This window comes from Mesorhizobium sp. LNHC209A00, assembly GCF_000502915.1.
In the GTDB taxonomy this organism is placed as follows: domain Bacteria; phylum Pseudomonadota; class Alphaproteobacteria; order Rhizobiales; family Rhizobiaceae; genus Mesorhizobium.
In genome coordinates, this window is sequence record NZ_AYWT01000026.1 from 15,567 (window position 1) to 35,161 (window position 19,595).

Sequence of the window (19,595 nt, forward strand, 5' to 3'; positions counted from 1 at the left end):
CCGGACAGGGTCCGGCGCCGGCGCCCACGCGCTACTGCGTCCCGGCGGTGGCTTCGCCGATCAGCTTTTTGATGGTCGCCTGATCGGCCTCGACCGGATGGACCTCGTCGCCTTCCTTCACCAGTTCCTGGCCGGCAACGATGATGCGCGCATCGGCCGGGATGCCGCCAAGCACGAGACCGGTCGGCGTATCGTCGACCAGATCGATCGGAAAGAACGCCACCTTGTTGTCCTTGCCGACGGCGCGGATGCCGAGATCGCCCTTGTCGCCCAGCGTCACCACCGAGCGCGGCAAAAGCACCGCGTCGGTCGGCAACGCGCTGAGCTGGATTTCGGCCGTCATGCCGGCCGGCACCGAGCCATCGGCATTGGGGATGGCAATCTCGACACGGAACGTGCGGGTCGCCGACGAGGCGTCTCGGCTGATATAGCGCACGGTGCCTTCGACGGTCTGGCCGCTGACCAGCCGAACGCTGGCCTTGTCGCCGATCTTGAGATAGCCGAGGTCGCGCTCGCTGATTTCGCCGCGCGCGATCACCGGGTCGAGCTTGAGGATCGTCGCCACCTCGCCGCCCTGCATGACGGAGCTGCCGAGTTCCACCGGCACCCGGTCGATGACGCCGTCGAACGGCGCCTTCACTTCGTTGCGGTCGAGCTCGGCCTGCGCGGTATCCAACTGGGACTGCGCCTGGGTCAGGTTGGAACGGGCGGTGTCGAGCTGCAGCTTCGGCAAATTGCCTGTCTTGGCCAGCCGCTCGGCGGCATCGAGTTCGGCGTTGCGCTGCGCGACAAGCTGCTTGGCATTGTCGACCATCGAGATCTTTTCCTCGGCGGCGAGCATCAGCACCAGGTCGCCGGTCTTGACGTGGTCGCCCTGCTTGACCGGCAGCTTGTCGATGACGCCGGCGACGCGGGTTGCCAGCACCGCGCGCTTGTCGGCTTCGGTCAGCCCGGAAATGCGGATGGCGCGCGCATAGGTCTTGCGCGGCGGCGTCACCACGGCGACGGTACGCAGCGGGGCCTTCGGTTCGGCTTCCGCCGTCTTCGGCTTGCTCGCGTCCGGCCTATTGCCCTGCTCGACTTCGGCTGCCTTGGCCTTGTTCGCCGCTACGCTGCCGACCGACGAGAACTCGCCCGTCGCCATCCACGCCGCGAAACCGATGAGCACAACAATGGCTGCAAGCTTGTGAAACCTGATTTTAGGCATCGTCATTTTTCCACTACGGGTCGGCCAGCACCGCGTCTGATGACGCGGGCGCGTCGCCGATATGGGTGCGCGCTTGACCGTGTTCAAATTGCCGTGATCGGCGAGCGCGCTTCTACATCAAAGTTGCATCGCAATATAGTCCCAAAGTTGCAGCAGCATTGCGTAGCCGAACAAGGTTGGGCCGTCATGAAACGGTCCTTCGTGACTTGCCAGGCTACTTGGTGAAGCCGGCCGCCGGTTCACGATCCGGCTCTGAAATGTCGACCGCTGGGGACCCGCCCGGCTCGCCATAGGCCCGTCCGGCCGTCTCCGAACTACAGCCGCGATCCGCATCGCGTCGCTGATCGAAGTGCAGGCACGAACCCGCGATCCGCGTCAGCGCGATCGGCGACGGGGCGATGGCCGAGACACCACCAACACGGGCCAAAGGGCTGGAATCGCTCGGAAAAGAGGCATGGCAATCGCTCAGATCAGGCTCGCCCCCGCCAACGCACCGACGTCGAGCCAGATGCTGAAAATACCAATGGTGCCGCATTATCACATCCTGGACCATCGCGTCCCGATACGCGCGACATAGGGCCCGGCGCGAGACAGGTGCGGGAACACCGGGTGTATTTCGTCCCAATCGCAATTCTGTATCGAGCATCGCACCCGACCCCTTCGAACGTCTCCCGGCCGGCGCCATCTGACCGTGAGTGGCAGCAGGCGTCAGCATGATGACGGCTCTTCCGCACGCCAAGGTTGCTGTCACGCCAGCAGCGCTGGACACGCGCTGCTCCGGAGACCCGCCATGCTGCCGGCGACACTGCCGTGGAGCCAGCCGGCGGGCTCAGGCCCGACGGCGCTCCGCCTCCGGGTTCTTGCGCGCTGCAAGAAACTCCTTGACCCGGCGGCCCGGTGCTGGACCGCGGACCGGCTTGAAACCGTCGTCGAGTTCGCCCGAGAGATCGAGCGTGGCATGCTTGCCGACGGCGTCGTAGTTCTCCTCCAACCAGTCGCTGGCGGCGGTGCGGCCGAGATCTCTGAGATAGGTCAGGAACGCCCATTCGGCATTGACCTTGGACGAAGCCGACAGATCCTTGAACGCCTCGTCGGCATCGATGCGGTGCATGCGGATGTCCCGGTATTCGCCATGCGGCAGACGCCGGGCGGCGATCAGTTCCTTGACGAAGGCGATCGAGCGGAATTCGCGCAGCAGCCCGGCATTGAAGGTGATCTCGTCGATGCGGTTCTGAATCTCGTTGGCGCTTTTTGGTGTTCCCTCGCGCACCACCGGGTTGATCTGCACCAGAAGCACGTCCTCGGTCGCCGCCGTCTTGAAGAACGGATAGAGCGCCGGGTTGCCGCCATAGCCGCCATCCCAATAGGGCACGCCCTTGATCTCGACAGCACGGAACAGTTGCGGCAGGCAGGCCGAGGCCATTACTGCGTCGAGATCGATCTCGCCATCGGAAAACACTCGCAACTGCCCTGTCTCGACATTGGTGGCGGAGATGAACAGTTCCATCGACTTGCAGGCATGGACATTCCCGAAATCGATCTCCCGCGCGACCACGTCGCGCAGCGGATTGAGGCCGAGCGGGTTGGCGACATAGGGCGAGAATACCCGCGACATGGTGTCGAAGAAGACATAGCCCGGCGTGTTCTCGATAGACCAATTGCCCCAGGCGACATCCCAGGGCATGCGTTGCACGGGGCTGAACCGTCCCTTCGCGGCCACCGCGTGCCAGAAATCGTCCAGCTTCCTGCGCGCGCCCTCGACCCCGCCCCTGACAAAACCGTCAGCCAGCGCCACCGCGTTCATCGCGCCGGCACTGGTACCGGACACCGCCGATATCTCCAGCCTGTCATCCTCCAGCAACCGGTCGAGCACGCCCCAGGAAAAGGCGCCATGCGAGCCGCCACCCTGGAGAGCGATGTTGATCTTCTTCTTTTCCTCCACCTTGCCGTTCTTCGTCATGGCGTTTCTGTCATCCTGATACGCCGGCCCGCCCCTACGTCATTCGAAGGAAGCAGCTATCGCCAGCTTATGTTGCAGTGCAGCATATAAGAATGGATCAAGGCAAGAACACGAACACGGTCGCGTGATCACATGAAATTTCGGTCATGCGAAAGGCCAATCCGCTGCATGGGAGAAACCGCAGCTTTCGAAACGGGCATGAAGCCCGGTAAATGGGAGCTAGGCGACGAGGTCCGGCACAGGCCCGATATAGCGTGACTGCGGACGGATCAGCCTTCCGGTGGTCTGCTGCTCGCGCGCATGCGCGACCCATCCGGCAACACGCCCGGCTGCGAAGACATTGCTGAACGCCTCGGGCGGAAACCCTGCCGCTTCCAGCACCAGAGCGGTGTAAAATTCGACATTGGTCTGCAACGAACGCTGCGGCTTAGCAGTCCGAAGCACGTCGAGCGCGGCTTGCTCGACCGTCTCGGCGAAAGCCAGCCGCCTGCCGGTGTCACCCTCACCGCCAAGCGTGCGCACCACCGCTTTCAGGACATCGGCACGCGGATCGCGCACGCGGTAGATGCGGTGACCGAAGCCCATGATGCGTTCGCCATGCGCGATCTCGTCGCGCAGCCAGCCGGCCGCATCGCCATGCGCGGCGATGGCGTCGAGCATGTCGATGACCGGGCCGGGCGCGCCGCCATGCAGCGGCCCCTTGAGCGCGCTAAGCCCGGCCAGCACCGACGATGTCAGGCCGGCCAGGGTCGAAGCGACGACGCGGGTGGCGAAGGTCGAGGCATTGAGGCCATGATCGCAAACGGTCACCAGATAGGTGTCGAGCGCCTTTGCCGATGCCGGCGACGGGACCGTTCCCCTGAGCATCCTCAACATGTCGGTGGCATGGTCCGCCTTGCCGTCGGGTGCGATCGGCTGATCGCCGCGCCGCGGGCGCAGCAGGGCCGGCGTCAGCACCGCGGGCGCAGCGATCAGCCGCAAGGCGTCGGCCAGCGTTTCGCCATCCGGCAGCAAAGCCATGCCGGCGCGCATGGCGCTGTAGAGTTCGAGCGGCGCCAGCAGGGGCAGCGAAGGCGCGAGCCGGTCGAAAACCTCGACGCGTGCCTCGCCCAACCGTGCCGCCAGTACGGCGTCACCGGGCAGATCGTCGAAGAAGCCGCCCAGCAGCAGGCGGACGACCCGGGCGTAACTCCATCGTCCAGCCAAGTCCCCAAGCGAATGGCCTCGGATCGTCAGGCGGCCGCCCAGGCCATCCACGTCGGACAGCACGGTTTCGGCCGCCACCACATCATCGAGCCCATTCGCCATGGCCTTGTCTCCTTGAAGCTTTTCCCGGTGGGAGATAAGGATGGACGCCATAAGCATCAATCTTGATCAATAGAATCAATATCCGAGCTCGATATGTCCGAATGGTTGTCGCGGGAAGAGGCGCTGGAAAGGCTCAGGGTGAGGCCGCAGACGCTCTATGCCTATGTCAGCCGCGGGCGCATCGGCATGCGCCCGGATCGGGCAGATCCGCGCCGCAGCCAGTACCGCGCCGACGACATCGCGGCGCTGGCAACCCGAAGGGCGCGCGGACGCAGCCCCTCGGCCATCGCCGAAAGCGCGATCGCCTGGGGCGAGCCGTCGCTCGTCACCGCGATTTCGACCGTCTGGCACGGCAGCCTCATCTATCGGGGCCGGGATGCCGTTGCGCTGTCCGACCATGCCACGCTGGAAGAAACCGCTGGACTGCTCTGGGCTCTGTCCGGCCCGGTCCATTTCGAAGCATCGCCACCAGATGCGCCGCGCCCGACCGGCCGCGCCCAGGCGTTTGTGCAACTCGCTTCGCTTGCCGGCCAGGCGCGGCCTTCGCTTGGACGAAATGCTGCCTCGCTGTGCACCGATGCCGCGCACGCGATCGGCGTGCTGGCCAGCGCCCTCGGTGCCGAGGCGGGGCCGGAACCAGTGCACCAGCGATTGGCGCGGGGCTGGTCGGTGGACGACGATGGCGCGGATGCGATCCGGCGTGCGCTTGTGCTGCTTGCCGATCACGAACTCAACGCGTCGACCTTCGCGGCCCGCGTCGCGGCCTCGACCGGAGCGTCGCCCGCCGCTTGTCTGCTGGCCGGCCTGACGACACTGTCCGGTCCCCGCCACGGCGGCGCCGGCGAAGCGGTGATGCAACTCGCCGAAGACGCTATGCGGCATGGCGCCGATGCCGCGGTCCGGCGCTGGCTTGGCCACGACCGGCCACTGCCGGGATTCGGCCACCAGCTCTATCCCGAGGGCGATCCCCGGGCCACGGCGCTTCTGGCGGACTTCGACAACACCAACGAAACATTGCGGTCGCTGGAAACCGCCGCCATGGCGGCGACCGGCGCCCAACCGAATATCGATTTTGCCCTGGCCGTGCTGGCGCACGGCCTTGGCTTGAAGCGCGATGCACCGTTCCACCTCTTCGCGCTTGGACGCAGCGTCGGCTGGGTGGCACATCTGGTCGAACAGATCGTGAGCGGCAGCATCATCCGGCCGCGCGGCCGCTATGAGGGATTGCTGCCATAAATCGCGTGAGCGCTATGCGCTCACGACATCGTGTCGAGCTTGCGCTGCATGGCCGCGATCTGGTCCTTCAACTGCTGCAGATCGTCGGACTTCTCAGCCGCTTCCTTCCTGGCCGGCTCGGCGGGGGCCGCTGCCGGAGCCGAGCCCGCCGGCGGAAAAGGCGTGAACAGCCGCATCGCGTTCTGGAACATTTCCATGTTTCGGCGCGTCTGTTCTTCCAGTGCCTTGATCGGCGTCGCCATCTTCATCACGTCCAGTGGCGACTTGCCGATGGCGCCCTTCATCTGCTCGCGGAACCGCTCTTGTTCCTTGGAGAAGGCGATCATCGATTGCTCGAGGAAGCTCGGCACGATCATCTGCATCTGATCGCCGTAGAAAGCGATCAACTGGCGCAGGAACGGGATCGGCAGCATGTTCTGCCCATCCTTGTTCTCCAGCTCGAAAATGATCTGGGTCAGTACCGGATGGGTAATGTCGTCACCGGTCTTGGCGTCCTGAACGGTGAACTCCTCGCCCTTCTTGACCATTTCGGCCAGATCCTCGAGCGTCACATACGTACTCGTCCCCGTATTATAGAGGCGGCGATTGGCGTATTTCTTGATAATGATAGGGTCGTCTTTTGCGGCCATCTGCATCCTCCCCGGACACCGGCACGCCTCAGTAAGCAGCCGGTAACGATTGCGCCCTTTTTGAGGATATGCGCAAAAGCCTCATAATTCCAAGCAGTTTGTGCACTGCGGCATCATATAATGCTGCATGGCAGGCAAAATATGCTGCGCGGCAGCGACCGGACCGCCGGCACCGCGATGCGCGGCCCATTTGCGGCGCATCGGCGCCATGCCGATTTCCGGTTTGACTTGGGGTTGGGAAAGGGCAAGAAAAGTCCTCAACGGCACAACCACACCCTTGAAGTCTGGAGAAGAAAATGTCCGCTTCCATCGTCATTGCCAGCGCCGCGCGCACGGCTGTAGGCTCCTTCAACGGCGCCTTCGCCGCGACGCCCGCGCATGAGCTCGGCGCCGTCGTCGTCCAGGAACTTTTGGCGCGTGCCGGGGTCGAACCGGCCGAGATTGACGAGGTTATCCTTGGCCAGGTGCTGACCGCGGCGCAAGGCCAGAACCCGGCCCGCCAGGCCTCGATGCTTGCCGGGCTGCCCAAGGAGACCACCGCCTGGGGCCTCAACCAGGTTTGCGGTTCGGGCCTGCGCGCCATCGCGCTCGGCATGCAGCAGATCGCCACCGGCGACGCCAAGGTGATCATTGCCGGCGGCCAGGAATCGATGTCGCTGNCTTCACCATCAAGGGCAAGAAGGGCGACACGGTTGTCGATCAGGACGAATACATCCGCCACGGCGCCACGATCGACGCCATGACAAAGCTGAAGCCGGCCTTCGACAAGGATGGCACGGTGACGGCCGCCAATGCCTCCGGCATCAATGACGGTGCCGCCGGCGCGCTGCTGATGAGCGAAACGGAAGCCGCCAGGCGCGGCATCACCCCGCTGGCGCGCATCGCCTCCTGGGCGACCGCCGGCGTCGATCCGGCGATCATGGGCACCGGACCCATTCCCGCTTCACGCAAGGCCTTGGAACGAGCCGGTTGGTCGGCAGGGGATCTCGACCTCGTCGAGGCCAATGAGGCGTTCGCCGCACAGGCCTGCGCCGTCAACAAGGACATGGGCTGGGATCCCTCGATCGTCAACGTCAATGGCGGCGCCATCGCCATCGGCCACCCGATCGGCGCCTCGGGCGCCCGCATCTTCAACACGCTGGTCTTCGAAATGCGCCGACGCGGCGCCAAGAAGGGGCTGGCCACCCTATGCATCGGCGGCGGCATGGGCGTCGCCATGTGCGTGGAGGCTTTCTGATAGACTTTGGACGGGCGGCGCAAGCCGCCCGTTTCACATGTGGTGCCTATGGTAAGTCCAGTGCCTGCCAAGCCCGACAACAGGGCGATTTAAGAAGGGGAAATGCATGACCAAGGTTGCAATCGTCACGGGTGGATCGCGCGGCATCGGCGCGGCGATCTCGATCGCTTTGAAGAACGCCGGCTATTCGGTTGCCGCGAACTACGCCGGCAACGACGAGGCGGCGGCGAAGTTCAAGGCGCAGACCGGCATTCCGGTCTACAAATGGTCGGTCGCCGACTATGACGCTTGCGCGGCCGGTATCAAACAAGTCGAAGCCGACCTCGGCCCTGTCTCGGTGCTGGTCAACAATGCCGGCATCACCCGCGACGCCATGTTCCACAAGATCACCCGCGAGCAGTGGAAAGAGGTGATCGATACCAATCTGTCCGGTGTCTTCAACATGACCCATCCGCTGTGGGGCGGCATGCGCGACCGCAAGTTCGGCCGCGTCATCACCATCTCCTCGATCAACGGCCAGAAGGGCCAGGCCGGTCAGGTCAATTACTCCGCCGCCAAGGCCGGCGACATCGGCTTCTCGAAGGCGCTCGCCCAGGAAGGCGCCCGCGCGGGCATCACCGTCAACGTCATCTGCCCTGGCTACATCGCCACCGAGATGGTCAAGGCGATCGACGAAAAGGTGCTCAACGAGCGCATCATCCCGCAAATCCCGGTCGGCCGTCTTGGCGAGCCGGAAGAGATCGCGCGCTGCGTGGTCTTCCTCGCTTCGCAAGATGCCGGCTTCATCACCGGCTCGACCCTCACCGCCAATGGCGGCCAGTACTTCGTCTGAGACGTCTGCTCGCGCGGTCCAAGGCTGCGGATCCATAAGCACCTGCGATAAGCGGACCGGAAATCGGTCCGTTTCCAAATGGCTGTTACGCAATGCCCCAATTCGGCACGCAAAGGTTAATGCCGGTAGGCGCGTCTGTGCGAACCCTGTGGTTAAGCCTTTGGATTCTCGGTGGATAAGCTGTTCACAACACAAGATATTGAGAGAACAAAAGCAGAAAATACGGCCGGCGCTGCTTTGTCGCCGATTCGTTCCGGCTTTGAGCCCAATGTTAAGATTAATGGCCGCGATAAGCTGCTATTCTTTAACGTCGAGTTTAGAAAGATTAACAGTTTCATAAGCTTATCCGAGCGCGCACCGACTCCCCCTCATTGTTCCCGGCGGAAGTTAACGGCAGGACCCGCCCAGCATAAAACGGGCCAGTTCGGCGATTCAGCATGTGGTGAGACTCGTGGTCCCAAAATCCATATCTAGCCGTGAACAAAAGCTGAATCTGGCGGAGTCGCCGATTCGTCGCTGATTCGTTCCAGACTCGTTCCAACTGTTAAGCAGGGCTGATTTGCGGAGTGAGGCGGGTGTCTGCGGAACCCTGCCGGAACATTCTGCTTTCGCTTCGCGCCCGAAAACCCTATGTGTCGGCTGTCATACGCGCCACCCTGGCACGCTCCCGACCACGAGAGGCCAGAAAGCCTTATTTCCGAGCCGATGAACATCCAGCCGAAACACACCGAGCCGCTGATCCTGTCGGGCCGCGACGTGACCGCCGTGCTTGGGCCGACCAATACCGGCAAGACCCATCTCGCCATCGAGCGCATGGTCGCGCACGAAACCGGTGTCATCGGCCTGCCGCTGAGGCTGCTGGCCCGCGAGGTCTACACGCGCGTCTGCGAAAAGGTCGGTGCCAACAAAGTGGCGCTGATCACCGGCGAGGAGAAGATCCAGCCGCCGGGCGCCAAATATTCGGTCTGCACCGTCGAAGCCATGCCGCGTGAAACCGACGCCGCCTTTGTTGCCATCGACGAGGTGCAACTGGCCGGCGACCTCGAGCGCGGCCATATCTTCACCGACCGCATCCTGCATCTGCGCGGCCGCCAGGAGACGCTGCTGCTTGGCGCGGCCACCATGCACGGCATTCTCCAGCGGCTGCTGAAAGGCATCTCCGTAGTGACGCGGCCGCGGCTGTCACATCTGGCCTATGCCGGCTCCAAGAAACTGACCCGCTTGCCCAGGCGTACCGCGATCGTCGCCTTCTCCGCCGACGAGGTCTATGCCATCGCCGAACTCATCCGCCGCCAGCAGGGTGGTGCGGCCGTCGTTCTCGGGGCCCTGTCGCCCCGCACTCGCAATGCCCAGGTGGCGCTGTTCCAGTCGGGCGATGTCGACTATCTCATTGCCACCGACGCGATCGGCATGGGCCTCAACCTTGACCTCGACCATGTCGCCTTCGCCCAGAACCGCAAGTTCGACGGCTACCAGTACCGCAATCTTACGGCAGCCGAGCTCGGCCAGATCGCCGGCCGCGCCGGCCGGCATCTTCGCGACGGCACGTTCGGCGTCACCGGCCAGGTCGATCCGCTGGACGAGGATCTCGTCCAGAAGATCGAGGGCCATGACTTCGACCCGGTGAAGGTGCTGCAGTGGCGCACCGCCCAATTCGATTTCGCCAGCCTTGATGCGCTGAAGCGCTCGATCGAAACCAACGCGCCGGTCGAGGGCCTGACACGCGCGCTGCCGGCCGTCGATGCGCAAGCGCTCGAACATCTCTCCCGCGACGAAGACATCCGCGCGCTCGCCACCAATGCAAAGCGCGTGGCGTTGCTGTGGGAAGCCTGCGCCCTGCCCGACTATCGCAAGATCGCGCCTGCCCAGCATGCCGACCTCATCGCCTCGATCTACATGGACCTCGCCCGGCAGGGCCATGTCGACGAGAACTACATGGCCGAACAGGTGCGCCGCGCCGACACCACCGAGGGCGACATCGACACGCTGTCGCACCGCATCGCCCAGATCCGCACCTGGACATTCGTGTCGAACCGGCCCGGCTGGCTGGCCGATCAGGCACACTGGCAGGAAAAGACGCGCGAAATCGAAGACAGATTGTCGGATGCGCTGCATGAGCGGTTGACGAAACGCTTCGTAGACCGCAGGACTTCCGTCCTCATGCGGCGCCTTAGAGAAAATACCATGCCTGAAGCCGAAATCAGTCCTACCGGAACCGTCCTTGTCGAAAGCCATCATGTCGGCGAGTTGCAAGGGTTCCGCTTCACCGCCGACCAGACCGCCGGCGGCGAAGACGCCAAGGCCGTGCGCACTGCCGCGCAAAAGGCGCTTGCCGCCGAGTTCGAGGCACGCGCGGAGCGCTTCGGCGCCTGCGCCAATGGCGATCTCGCGCTCGGTTCGGACGGCACGCTGCGCTGGATCGGCGCGCCGATAGGCACGCTGGTCTCGGGCGAAGACGCGCTGAAGCCGCGCCTGGTGTTGCTGGCTGACGAACAGCTGACGGGCCCGGCGCGCGACAAGGTCGCGGCGCGCGCCGAACGCTTCGTCAATTTCCAGATCGAGTCGTTGTTGAAGCCGCTGGTCGATCTGAAAAACGCCGAGCAGATTTCCGGCATCGGCCGTGGCATCGCTTTCCAGCTGGTCGAGAATTTCGGCCTCATTAACCGTCGTGACATCGCCGAAGAGATGAAATCCTTGGACCAGGAAGGCCGCGCGGCGCTGCGCCGGCTTGGCGTCCGCTTCGGCGCATACCACGTGTTCGTGCCGGCGTTGATCAAGCCGGCACCCGCTGGGCTGGTGACGCTGCTTTGGGCGCTGAAGAACGACGGCAAGGACAAGCCAGGCTTCGGCGACGTCGTCCACTCGCTGGCCTCGGGCCGCACCTCTGTTGTCATCGACCCGGCCTTCGACAAAGCCTTCTACAAGCTCGCTGGGTACCGCAATCTCGGCCGCCGCGCCGTGCGCATCGACATTCTGGAGCGGCTGGCCGACCTGATCCGCCCGGCGACCAACTGGAAGCCCGGCCTTGGCCAGCGTCCGGACGGCGCCTATGACGGCCAGTCATTCATGGTGACGCCGCCGATGATGTCGATCCTTGGCGCAACCGCCGACGACATGGAAGAGATCCTCAAGGGTCTCGGCTATCGCGCCGAGCCGAAGCCGGCCGCGGAAGTCAAGGCACGGCTGGAAGCGCAGGACAATGCCGCGCGGGAAGCCGCCGCGGCCAGGCAGGCAGCCGAAGAAGCAGCCCGCGCGGAACAAGCCAAGGCGGCGGAAGCGGCGGCTTCGCCGGCCGCCGAGGGAGCCGAACTGGTGTCGGATGCGGCAACCGCCGTGGAGACACGGGTTCCAGCCGAAGTCGCAGCCGACGCGACGGTGGAAACCGTCGCGCAAGAGCAGGCGGAAGCCACCGCTGAAGTTGCGGAGGAGCCTGTAGCCGCTGTCGAAGTCGCCGAGCCGGCGCCGGTTGAGCCGTGGGCCGAACCTGAAACCGCCGAGGTTGACGCGGCACTCACCGAGGAAACCGCAGCGGCGGAGCCCGCCGTCGAAGCCTCCGCATCGACGGAAGCTGCCGTGGCGGAAGCCGCCGGTGAACCCGTGCCGGAAGCCGAAGCGCCAAAGCCGATCCTGCTGTGGCGCCAAGGTCGCTTCGACCAGCGTCCGCGTCATCGCGACGGCCGCAACAACCGGCCGCAAAACGGACAGGCGCGCGGCCGAAGCAACGCGCCGGCCGGCGGCGAACAGGCAACAGACGCGCCGGCGGACCGTCCCGCACACGAAGGACGCCGCGACGGCGCCGGAAAGCCGCGCTTCGACCGCTCGAAGTACAAGCCCAAACCGCAAGCTGAGGGCGCTGAGCGCCACGACGGCCGCCCGCAGGGCGAGCGTCCCGAGCGCCGCGAAGGCCGGCCAGACTGGAAGGGCGGCAGGCCGGAAGGCAAGGGTGCCGATCGCGGCGGAAAGCCCGCCTTCCAGCCCAAGCCGCGCGAGGAGCGCCCGGTACGTTTCGATCCGGACTCGCCCTTCGCCAAGCTCGCCGCCTTGCGCGACCAATTGAAGAAGTAAATTCGCTTCGATGGTTGCTGAAGGCCGTCAGCGCATCGACAAATGGCTGTTCTTCTCGCGCGCGGTGAAATCGCGCTCGCTCGCGGCCAAATTGGTGGTCGCCGGCCGTGTTCGCATCAATCGCGACAAAGCAGCGCAGGCCTCCGATCTGGTCAAGCCAGGCGACGTGCTGACCATCACGCTCGACCGGCGTATCTTCGTCTGGAAGGTGCTCGGCGCAGGCGCGCGGCGCGGCCCGTCCGAGGAAGCTCGCACTCTTTATCAAGACATGTCGCCCCCGCCCGCACCGAAAGGCGACACCCCGCCCGATGCTATCCCGGCGATGCGCGAGGCAGGCAGCGGCCGCCCGACCAAAAAAGAGCGTCGCCAGACCGACCGATTGCGCGACGAAGATTGAGCCTGTCGATCGACGCGGATGTGCTCTCCCGCGGCAACGGCAACCAAAACAGATTTGGACCGGCAAACGAACGTCGGTGAGGGGTGTGGGACCGTCCCGGCACCGCCGATCTGAAATTCAATTCCCAAACTCTGGCGCCAGTGGGAATGGCTACTCTTGCAAGCAGCCGATAAAGGCGTTACCTCACGGAAAAAGCCAGCAAAAACGGGACATCCCGGAGCCGACCGATGACTTATGTCGTGACCGACAACTGCATCAAATGCAAATATATGGACTGCATCGAGGTCTGTCCGGTCGACTGTTTCTACGAAGGCGAGAACATGCTCGTCATCCATCCCGACGAGTGCATCGACTGCGGCGTCTGCGAGCCGGAATGCCCGGCCGACGCGATCAAGCCCGACACCGAGTCCGGCCTCGACAAATGGCTGCAGATCAACACCGAATATGCCGATAAATGGCCCAACATCACCGCCAAGAAGGAGCCGCCCGCCGACGCCAAGAGCTTCGACGGCGAGGCCGGCAAATTCGAGAAATACTTCTCCGCCGAGCCCGGCGAAGGCGATTGACAACGCCGCTGTAAAGGCTTGTATGACGCAGCGTAACAGGCACGCCGGATTAACCGCCTTGACAGGCGGCGATTGGTTGTGGCCTCCGCTTACGTAGCAAAACCTTGATTCTTCCGACTTTTTGTGTTACATCAGCGAAACATGCCGGTGACACAACGTCGATTTATGGCGCAGACGCCCCAAATCACTGAAAGGTGAAAATCCCATTTCGGACCAGAGCGATCTGGGCCAGGCGGTCGCAATTCTTGCGGTTTGCCGGTCCCGGCTTTTCCGGTGGGTTCATCTGTTGTGCGGCTAATGATCGGTGACCCCGGTCACGTGAGTTCAGCCGGCACCGCCGCCGGCCCACAACAAGGAGTTCAGGGCGTAATGGCAACGATCACCCCGCAGAAGAAGTCCACAGCTGCACGTCACGGTTTCAAGACCGGCGAGTTCATCGTCTATCCGGCGCATGGCGTCGGCCAGATCGTCTCGATCGACGAGCAGGAAGTGGCCGGCCACAAGCTGGAACTGTTCGTCATCGACTTCCAGAAGGACAAGATGCGCCTGAAGGTGCCGGTTGCCAAGGCGACCTCGATCGGCATGCGCAAGCTGTCGGAGGAGGATTATGTCGAGCGCGCGCTGAAGGTCGTGCAGGGCCGCGCCCGCGTCAAGCGCACCATGTGGTCGCGCCGTGCCCAGGAATATGATGCCAAGATCAATTCGGGCGACCTGATCTCGATTTCGGAGGTCGTGCGCGACCTCTATCGCGCCGATAACCAGCCGGAGCAGTCCTATTCCGAACGCCAGCTCTACGAGGCGGCACTCGACCGCATGGCCCGCGAGATCGCGGCCGTCAACCGCATGTCGGAAACCGAAGCCGTACGCCTGATCGAGGTCAACCTCAACAAAGGCCCTAAGCGTGGCGCCAAGGCCGACAATGAGGAAGCCGAGCAGGAAGAAGCTGCCTGAGCTTTTTCGCACTCAAGTTGACGAAAACCCGGCCTCGCGCCGGGTTTTTTGTATTTGGGGAAGGCCGCGATTGTCGCGCCTATGCGCCTCCGTCCTTCTCCGCCGCCTCCTGCTTCAGCGTGGCGATGAACCGCTTGGTGCGTTCGCGCTCCGGATTGCCGAACAGCTTGGCGGATGGCCCCTGCTCGACGATGGTGCCGGCGTCGAGGAACACCGCCTCCTGGGCGATCTTGGAGGCCAGGCGCAAATCATGCGTCGCCATCACCATGGTCGTTCCCTCGCTGGCGAGCTGACCCAGCACATCGACCACCTCCTGCGCCAGCTCCGGGTCGAGCGCCGAAGTCGGTTCGTCGCACAGCAGCACCTTCGGCGACGGCGCCAGCGCACGGGCGATCGCCACGCGCTGCTGCTGGCCGCCCGACAGCGTCGCCGGCCAGGCATCCGCCTTATGCACCATGCCGACCTTCTCCAGCAGCGCGAGTGCCCGCTCATGCGCCTTCTGCGGCGACCATTTGAGCACCGTAACCAAGCCTTCCATGACATTTTCGATGGCGGTGCGATGCGGAAACAACTGGAAATTCTGGAACACCATGCCGGTCTGCAGGCGCAGACGCCTTATGTCCGCCGCCGAGACCTTGCCGCCCGGGCGGAACTCAAGCGTCTCGTCGCCGATCCGCACCGTGCCCGAAGTTGGGATCTCCAGCAGGTTGATGCAGCGCAGCAGCGTGCTTTTCCCCCCGCCGGAAGGGCCGACAAGCGCGGTGACGCTGCCTTCGGCGATGGCGACAGTCACCCCCTTCAGCACGAGATTGTCGCCGAAACGCTTTTCGATGTTGGTGAGGCTGATCATGAGCGTGCCTCCAGGAAGCCGCCATAGCGGTTGAGCCGCTCCTCCAGCCGCGTCTGCAAGGCCGACAGCACCGAACTCATCGCCAGATAGAGGATCGCCGCCTCGACATAGAGGATGAGCGGCTCGTAGGTGGTGGCGACGATGCGTTGCGCCGCCTGGAACATCTCCGGAACGGTGATGGCGGCGGCCAGCGACGTGTCCTTGACCAGCGAGATGAAGGTGTTGGAGAGCGGCGGCACCGCCACCCGTCCGGCTTGCGGCAGAATGGTGCGCCGCATCGCTTGGCCCCAGGTCATCCCGATGGAATAGGCGGCCTCCCACTGGCCCTTGGGCACCGAGCCGATGGCTGCCCGGATGATTTCCGACGTGTAGGCGCCGATGTTTAGCGTGAAGCCGATCAGCGCCGCGGTGAAGGCGTCAAGCAGGATGCCGACCGACGGCAGGCCGTAGAAGATCAGGAAGAGCTGCACCAGGAGTGGCGTGCCGCGGAAGATCCAGACATAGAAGCGCACGAGCGCCACCAGCGGCTTCGGGCCGAACAGCCGGCCTAGCGCCGCGCCCAGCCCCACCGTCAGGCCGAGCACGAAGGACAGCAGCGTCAGCGGCACCGTAAAGATCAACGCTGCCCACAGCAGCGAAGGCAGCGAGTCCAGCATCAGTTGCAGCCAGTGCGGCACGAAATATCCTCCGGAATGGAAGGGCGTCATCGAAGCGCGAATGCGTCAGCCATATCACGACAAAAGCGGCGAGCCGTCAAAGACGGCTCGCCGCTGGATGCGTGGCAGGGCGACAGCCGGCCCTTCTTGGTGAACTACTTCGAGACGTCCTGGCCGAAATAGGTGTCTGCGATCTTCTGGTAGGTGCCGTCGGCCTTGATGTCGGCCAGCGCCTTGTTGATGGCAGCGACCAGCTCCGGATCGCCCTTGCGAACGATGACGCCGGAGTAATCGGCATTCTCTTCCTGGGCGGCGATCTTCACGTTGGCGTCCGGCTTGTGCTTCTTGAAGTCGAGGAACGACAGGCTGTCATTGATCGTAGCGTCCGCACGGCCGGTCAAAAGCAGCTGGATCGACTGGTCGAAGCCGTCGGTGCCGACCAGTTCGGCGCCATTGGTTTCGGCCAGCTTGCCGAAATTGGATGTCAGCGACTGCGCCGCCTTCTTGCCCTTGAGGTCGGCGAAGGTCTTGATGTCGGTGTTGTCGCCGCGCACGATCAGCACTGCCTTGGAAGCGATATAGGGATCGGAAAAGTCGTACTTGGCCTTGCGGGCGTCGGTGATGCCGACTTCGTTGATGACGGCATCATAACGGTTGACATCGAGGCCGGCGATCAGCCCGTCCCACTTGCCTTCGAGGAACTCAGCCTTGACGCCGAGCTTATCGGCGATCGCCTTGGCGATTTCGACATCGAAGCCAACCAGCGCACCGGAAGCGTCATGGTAGGTGAACGGAGCGTAGGTGCCCTCCGTGCCGACCTTGATGACTCCGGCCTGCTTGATCTGGTCGAGATTGGCGCCGGCGTGGGCCGATGCGATGGCCAGGGCCTGCAACGTTCCGGCGATGATGAGTGATTTGAGCCATTTCATTTTTCTGTGATCCCGTCCTTGGCCGGTAACCCGGCATGCTGTGAGGGCTGGAAAATGGCAGATGCCGATCGAAAAAATAAGGAATGAAATTTCAAAGAGAGCGTCTCTCGGAAATCAAATTCTCCGGAAGGAATTTACTCGCAAGCTCGGAAGTTCCAGACAACTGCGCGGACGCTAGCGCTCGCCCTGCCCGCACCGGCGGAACCTTTCCCGCGCATGACAGTTTTGGCTGTTGTAGGGCACGCCGCCGTCATTTCAAGCCGGTGTCTGCCAAGTTGCCTCGCCGAGCCACGGAGCGCCTTATGATGGAAGACACGGCAGGACGGATCATGGTCCGCGCGGCAATGAAGGCGCCCTATCTCGAGCGCGAGGAGGAGCATCGGCTGGCATTGCTCTGGAAAGTAAACAACGACCAGAACGCGCTGCACAGCATCACGGTTGCCCACATGCGGCTGGTTATTTCCATGGCCTCGAAATTCCGCCACTACGGGCTGCCGCTCGGCGATCTGGTTCAGGAAGGCCATGTCGGACTGCTGGAGGCCGCCGCACGTTTTGAACCGGAGCGCGAGGTGCGGTTCTCGACCTACGCGACGTGGTGGATCCGCGCCTCGATGCAGGACTACATCCTGCGCAACTGGTCGATTGTGCGCGGCGGCACCAGTTCGGCGCAAAAAGCCCTGTTCTTCAATCTCAGACGCTTGCGTGCGCGTCTGGCGAACGGCGCCGAGCCGCTGTCCAATACAAATCTCTACCGCGAGGTGTCGGTTGCGCTTGGTGTCTCCGAGGCTGATGTGGCGATGATGGATTCACGGCTGTCGGCTCCGGATTCTTCGCTGAACGTACCGCTGGCCGACGATGCGGGCGGCACCGAGCGGATGGATTTTCTGGTCTCGGACGATCCCTTGCCCGACGAAATTGTCGGCGACAAAATCGATGTCGCGCGCCGCTCGCTCTGGCTCAAGGAAGCGCTTCACGCGCTCAACGCGCGTGAACTCAGGATCATCGAGGAACGCCGGCTGAATGATGAGGGGGCCACGCTAGAGGCGCTCGGCGAGACGCTCGGCATCTCCAAGGAACGTGTCCGCCAGATCGAGGCGCGCGCCATGGAAAAGCTCAAGGTCGCCCTGGTGAAGCAGAATCCGGAATTCATGGCGACGGCCGCCTGATCTCCCGCTCGAGCTTTTATTTGTCGGTGACGATCTTGACCTTGTCGCCGGCCGAAACCGCGGCCCCCGGCGACAGCGCATTGAGCACGCGGAACAGGTCGAGCTTGCGGTCGACGCCAACCATCTGCGCGGCAAGCGACCCCATCGTCTGTCCCGGCTGCACGGTGAGCACGCGAATATGCAGTGGTTTCAGTGCCGCCTTCTCGGCGGGGCTGAGGATGCGGAAGGAGCCGCTGACCGAGCGCGCCACCGTTTCAAGCGAGGTGCTGGCCGAAGGGGCGGCCGTCAGCAATCGGTAGACCTGACCGCCGGCGCGGATCACGGCGATATCGAACTGCCAGCCTTCGGCGCCTGCATGCGCGGTCGCCGCCTCATTGCCGTTGATGGTTTCCTGCTTGACGGTGCTGTCGTCGAGGCCGGCCACCCAGCCGCTTCTGATATAGTCGGTCAGGGCGCGATTCTTGTCTATCGAAACACCGTCGAAGCGGATCGCTATATCGCCGGGGCCGGTCGCCGTCACCGCCGCCGCCGAATTGTCGATGATGAAACCGTCCGGCACCGTGAACGACACGCCCAAGCCTGGATGCAGGAAGGTTTCACCGCGCACATAGCCCTCTTCCGGCGTGTCGCCGTAAAGCAGGCCGTCTATGCCGGCGAGGAAGGAATCGCGGTCGCGTGTACCGAAGCCGGGCGCACCGAACTGTCGGGCGTGACGCTGTGCCAAATCGATGCGTTGCGGCGTGTTGGGGTGCGTCGCCAGGAAGTCGAGGCTGGCGTCGGTGGCGCCGCTGATCGAGCGGAAATCGGTATAGGCCGACATCGACTGCAGGAAGCGGCCGGCGGCATAGGGATCGTAGCCGGCTTCGCCGATCGACTTGATACCGATGGCGTCAGCCTCAAGCTCCTGGTTGCGCGAGAACTGCGCCAGCCTGAGCTTGCCGCGGATAAGTGCAGCCTTGGCGGTCGGGCTGTCGCCAAGCACATCGGAAACGACCTTGGTCGCCAGACCTTCCTCGGCCTCCAGCTGCTGGCGCTGCAGCCCATGATTGGCGGTGACGTGGCCCATCTCATGCGCGATGACGGCGGCGAGCTCGGACGAGTCATTGGCCAGCGCCAAGAGGCCGCGCGTTATGTAGAGATAGCCGCCCGGCAGCGCGAAGGCGTTGACGTTGGGCGAATTGAGGATGGTGATGCGGTAGGTCTGGGTCGGGTTCGCCGACACCACGGTCAAATTGCCGACCACCTTGGCCACCATGCGTTCGAGCTTGGGATCTGAATATTCGCCGCCATAGGTCGCCAGGATGCGCGGATGCTGCGCCTTGGCGAGTTCCGCGAGCTTGTTGTTGGCGGCGACATTGTCGACCGTGATCGGCTTGTCGGATGGCTGGAAGCCTGATTCCTGCACTTCCGGAGGCGTGAACATCTGGCAGCTTGCCAGCGCCACGGCAAAGCCGGCCAGCGCCATAAAGCGCGCCAGCGGGTTCATTCGTAGCCTGTCAACGCCGATCGCCAGAACGGCTTCCTTTCAGGTCCCTGCGCATGACCACATGCGCAAAACAAAACTGCTACAGTATCCGTCACGCGCCCCTCGAAGCATGCGGCGGAA

The 19,595-nt window shown here is 63.8% G+C and carries 19 protein-coding genes and 1 pseudogene; 10 read left to right on the forward strand and 10 right to left on the reverse strand.

Features of this window, described 5'->3' with window-relative positions; genetic code table 11:
* Nucleotides 1-31: 31 nt before the first annotated feature.
* Both X739_RS138345 and X739_RS138340 read right to left on the reverse strand, forming a co-directional pair.
* Nucleotides 32-1,207: an efflux RND transporter periplasmic adaptor subunit gene (locus tag X739_RS138345; protein WP_023773931.1), complete on the reverse strand. Its 1,176-nt coding sequence runs from the start codon at nucleotides 1,205-1,207 to the stop codon at nucleotides 32-34.
* 214 nt (nucleotides 1,208-1,421) lie between these two features.
* Complete coding sequence (locus X739_RS138340) at nucleotides 1,422-1,634, reverse strand: hypothetical protein (protein WP_023773930.1); 213 nt, start codon at nucleotides 1,632-1,634, stop codon at nucleotides 1,422-1,424.
* Between the two features lie 27 nt (nucleotides 1,635-1,661).
* Here X739_RS138340 and X739_RS1000000171265 point away from each other — a divergent pair, with 27 nt between their 5' ends.
* Nucleotides 1,662-1,784: a hypothetical protein gene (locus X739_RS1000000171265; protein ID WP_023784811.1), complete on the forward strand. Its 123-nt coding sequence runs from the start codon at nucleotides 1,662-1,664 to the stop codon at nucleotides 1,782-1,784.
* Nucleotides 1,785-2,036: 252 nt separating this feature from the next.
* Here X739_RS1000000171265 and X739_RS138335 read toward each other — a convergent pair whose 3' ends face one another.
* Both X739_RS138335 and X739_RS138330 read right to left on the reverse strand, forming a co-directional pair.
* Nucleotides 2,037-3,167, reverse strand: a complete 1,131-nt coding sequence (locus X739_RS138335) for a patatin-like phospholipase family protein (protein ID WP_023773929.1) — start codon at nucleotides 3,165-3,167, stop codon at nucleotides 2,037-2,039.
* A gap of 219 nt (nucleotides 3,168-3,386) precedes the next feature.
* A complete protein-coding gene (locus X739_RS138330) occupies nucleotides 3,387-4,475 on the reverse strand; it encodes a citrate synthase/methylcitrate synthase (RefSeq protein WP_023796329.1) in 1,089 nt (362 codons plus the stop codon).
* A gap of 93 nt (nucleotides 4,476-4,568) precedes the next feature.
* Here X739_RS138330 and X739_RS138325 point away from each other — a divergent pair, with 93 nt between their 5' ends.
* Complete coding sequence (locus tag X739_RS138325) at nucleotides 4,569-5,711, forward strand: citrate synthase (RefSeq protein WP_023773928.1); 1,143 nt, start codon at nucleotides 4,569-4,571, stop codon at nucleotides 5,709-5,711.
* A gap of 20 nt (nucleotides 5,712-5,731) precedes the next feature.
* Here X739_RS138325 and phaR read toward each other — a convergent pair whose 3' ends face one another.
* Together phaR and X739_RS1000000171270 are read right to left on the reverse strand one after the other, a co-directional pair.
* Complete coding sequence (phaR, locus tag X739_RS138320) at nucleotides 5,732-6,340, reverse strand: polyhydroxyalkanoate synthesis repressor PhaR (RefSeq protein ID WP_023773927.1); 609 nt, start codon at nucleotides 6,338-6,340, stop codon at nucleotides 5,732-5,734.
* Nucleotides 6,341-6,421: 81 nt separating this feature from the next.
* Nucleotides 6,422-6,550, reverse strand: coding sequence for a hypothetical protein (locus X739_RS1000000171270; RefSeq protein WP_023773926.1), 129 nt, complete (start codon nucleotides 6,548-6,550; stop codon nucleotides 6,422-6,424).
* Between the two features lie 86 nt (nucleotides 6,551-6,636).
* Between X739_RS1000000171270 and X739_RS01000000166780 the strand changes: the two are divergent.
* From X739_RS01000000166780 to X739_RS138295, 7 genes and pseudogenes are all read left to right on the forward strand, one after another.
* Nucleotides 6,637-7,577 (forward strand): annotated as a pseudogene (locus X739_RS01000000166780) (acetyl-CoA C-acyltransferase).
* A 106-nt stretch (nucleotides 7,578-7,683) separates the two neighbouring features.
* On the forward strand, nucleotides 7,684-8,409 hold the full coding sequence (gene phbB / locus X739_RS138315) for an acetoacetyl-CoA reductase (protein ID WP_015315305.1): 726 nt from the start codon (nucleotides 7,684-7,686) through the stop codon (nucleotides 8,407-8,409).
* A 171-nt stretch (nucleotides 8,410-8,580) separates the two neighbouring features.
* Complete coding sequence (locus tag X739_RS1000000169705) at nucleotides 8,581-8,883, forward strand: hypothetical protein (protein WP_156939419.1); 303 nt, start codon at nucleotides 8,581-8,583, stop codon at nucleotides 8,881-8,883.
* A gap of 231 nt (nucleotides 8,884-9,114) precedes the next feature.
* Nucleotides 9,115-12,474 (forward strand): helicase-related protein, encoded by a 3,360-nt coding sequence (locus tag X739_RS138310; RefSeq protein WP_023773924.1) that lies wholly within the window; start codon nucleotides 9,115-9,117, stop codon nucleotides 12,472-12,474.
* 10 nt (nucleotides 12,475-12,484) lie between these two features.
* The gene (locus tag X739_RS138305; RefSeq protein WP_023773923.1) at nucleotides 12,485-12,871 is read left to right on the forward strand and encodes an RNA-binding S4 domain-containing protein; all 387 of its coding nucleotides are present in this window, start codon (nucleotides 12,485-12,487) and stop codon (nucleotides 12,869-12,871) included.
* Nucleotides 12,872-13,098: 227 nt separating this feature from the next.
* A complete protein-coding gene (fdxA, locus tag X739_RS138300) occupies nucleotides 13,099-13,437 on the forward strand; it encodes a ferredoxin FdxA (protein ID WP_015315302.1) in 339 nt (112 codons plus the stop codon).
* Nucleotides 13,438-13,806: 369 nt separating this feature from the next.
* Nucleotides 13,807-14,388, forward strand: coding sequence for a CarD family transcriptional regulator (locus X739_RS138295; protein WP_015315301.1), 582 nt, complete (start codon nucleotides 13,807-13,809; stop codon nucleotides 14,386-14,388).
* 79 nt (nucleotides 14,389-14,467) lie between these two features.
* Here the strand turns inward: X739_RS138295 and X739_RS138290 are convergent, their stop codons facing one another.
* The 3 genes from X739_RS138290 to X739_RS138280 all read right to left on the reverse strand — a co-directional run bounded on the left by X739_RS138290 (nucleotide 14,468) and on the right by X739_RS138280 (nucleotide 16,823).
* Entirely contained in the window at nucleotides 14,468-15,238 is a 771-nt protein-coding gene (locus X739_RS138290) for an amino acid ABC transporter ATP-binding protein (protein WP_023773922.1), read from the reverse strand.
* Nucleotides 15,235-15,915 (reverse strand): amino acid ABC transporter permease, encoded by a 681-nt coding sequence (locus X739_RS138285; protein WP_023773921.1) that lies wholly within the window; start codon nucleotides 15,913-15,915, stop codon nucleotides 15,235-15,237. The genes X739_RS138290 and X739_RS138285 overlap by 4 nt, the downstream gene beginning before the upstream one ends.
* 134 nt (nucleotides 15,916-16,049) lie before the next feature.
* Nucleotides 16,050-16,823, reverse strand: coding sequence for an amino acid ABC transporter substrate-binding protein (locus tag X739_RS138280; protein ID WP_023773920.1), 774 nt, complete (start codon nucleotides 16,821-16,823; stop codon nucleotides 16,050-16,052).
* Between the two features lie 302 nt (nucleotides 16,824-17,125).
* On the opposite strand from X739_RS138280, the gene X739_RS138275 reads away from it, so the two are divergent.
* Entirely contained in the window at nucleotides 17,126-17,989 is an 864-nt protein-coding gene (locus X739_RS138275; RefSeq protein ID WP_023773919.1) for an RNA polymerase factor sigma-32, read from the forward strand.
* A 16-nt stretch (nucleotides 17,990-18,005) separates the two neighbouring features.
* Here X739_RS138275 and X739_RS138270 read toward each other — a convergent pair whose 3' ends face one another.
* Nucleotides 18,006-19,475: a M48 family metalloprotease gene (locus X739_RS138270; RefSeq protein WP_023773918.1), complete on the reverse strand. Its 1,470-nt coding sequence runs from the start codon at nucleotides 19,473-19,475 to the stop codon at nucleotides 18,006-18,008.
* Nucleotides 19,476-19,595 lie beyond the last annotated feature (120 nt).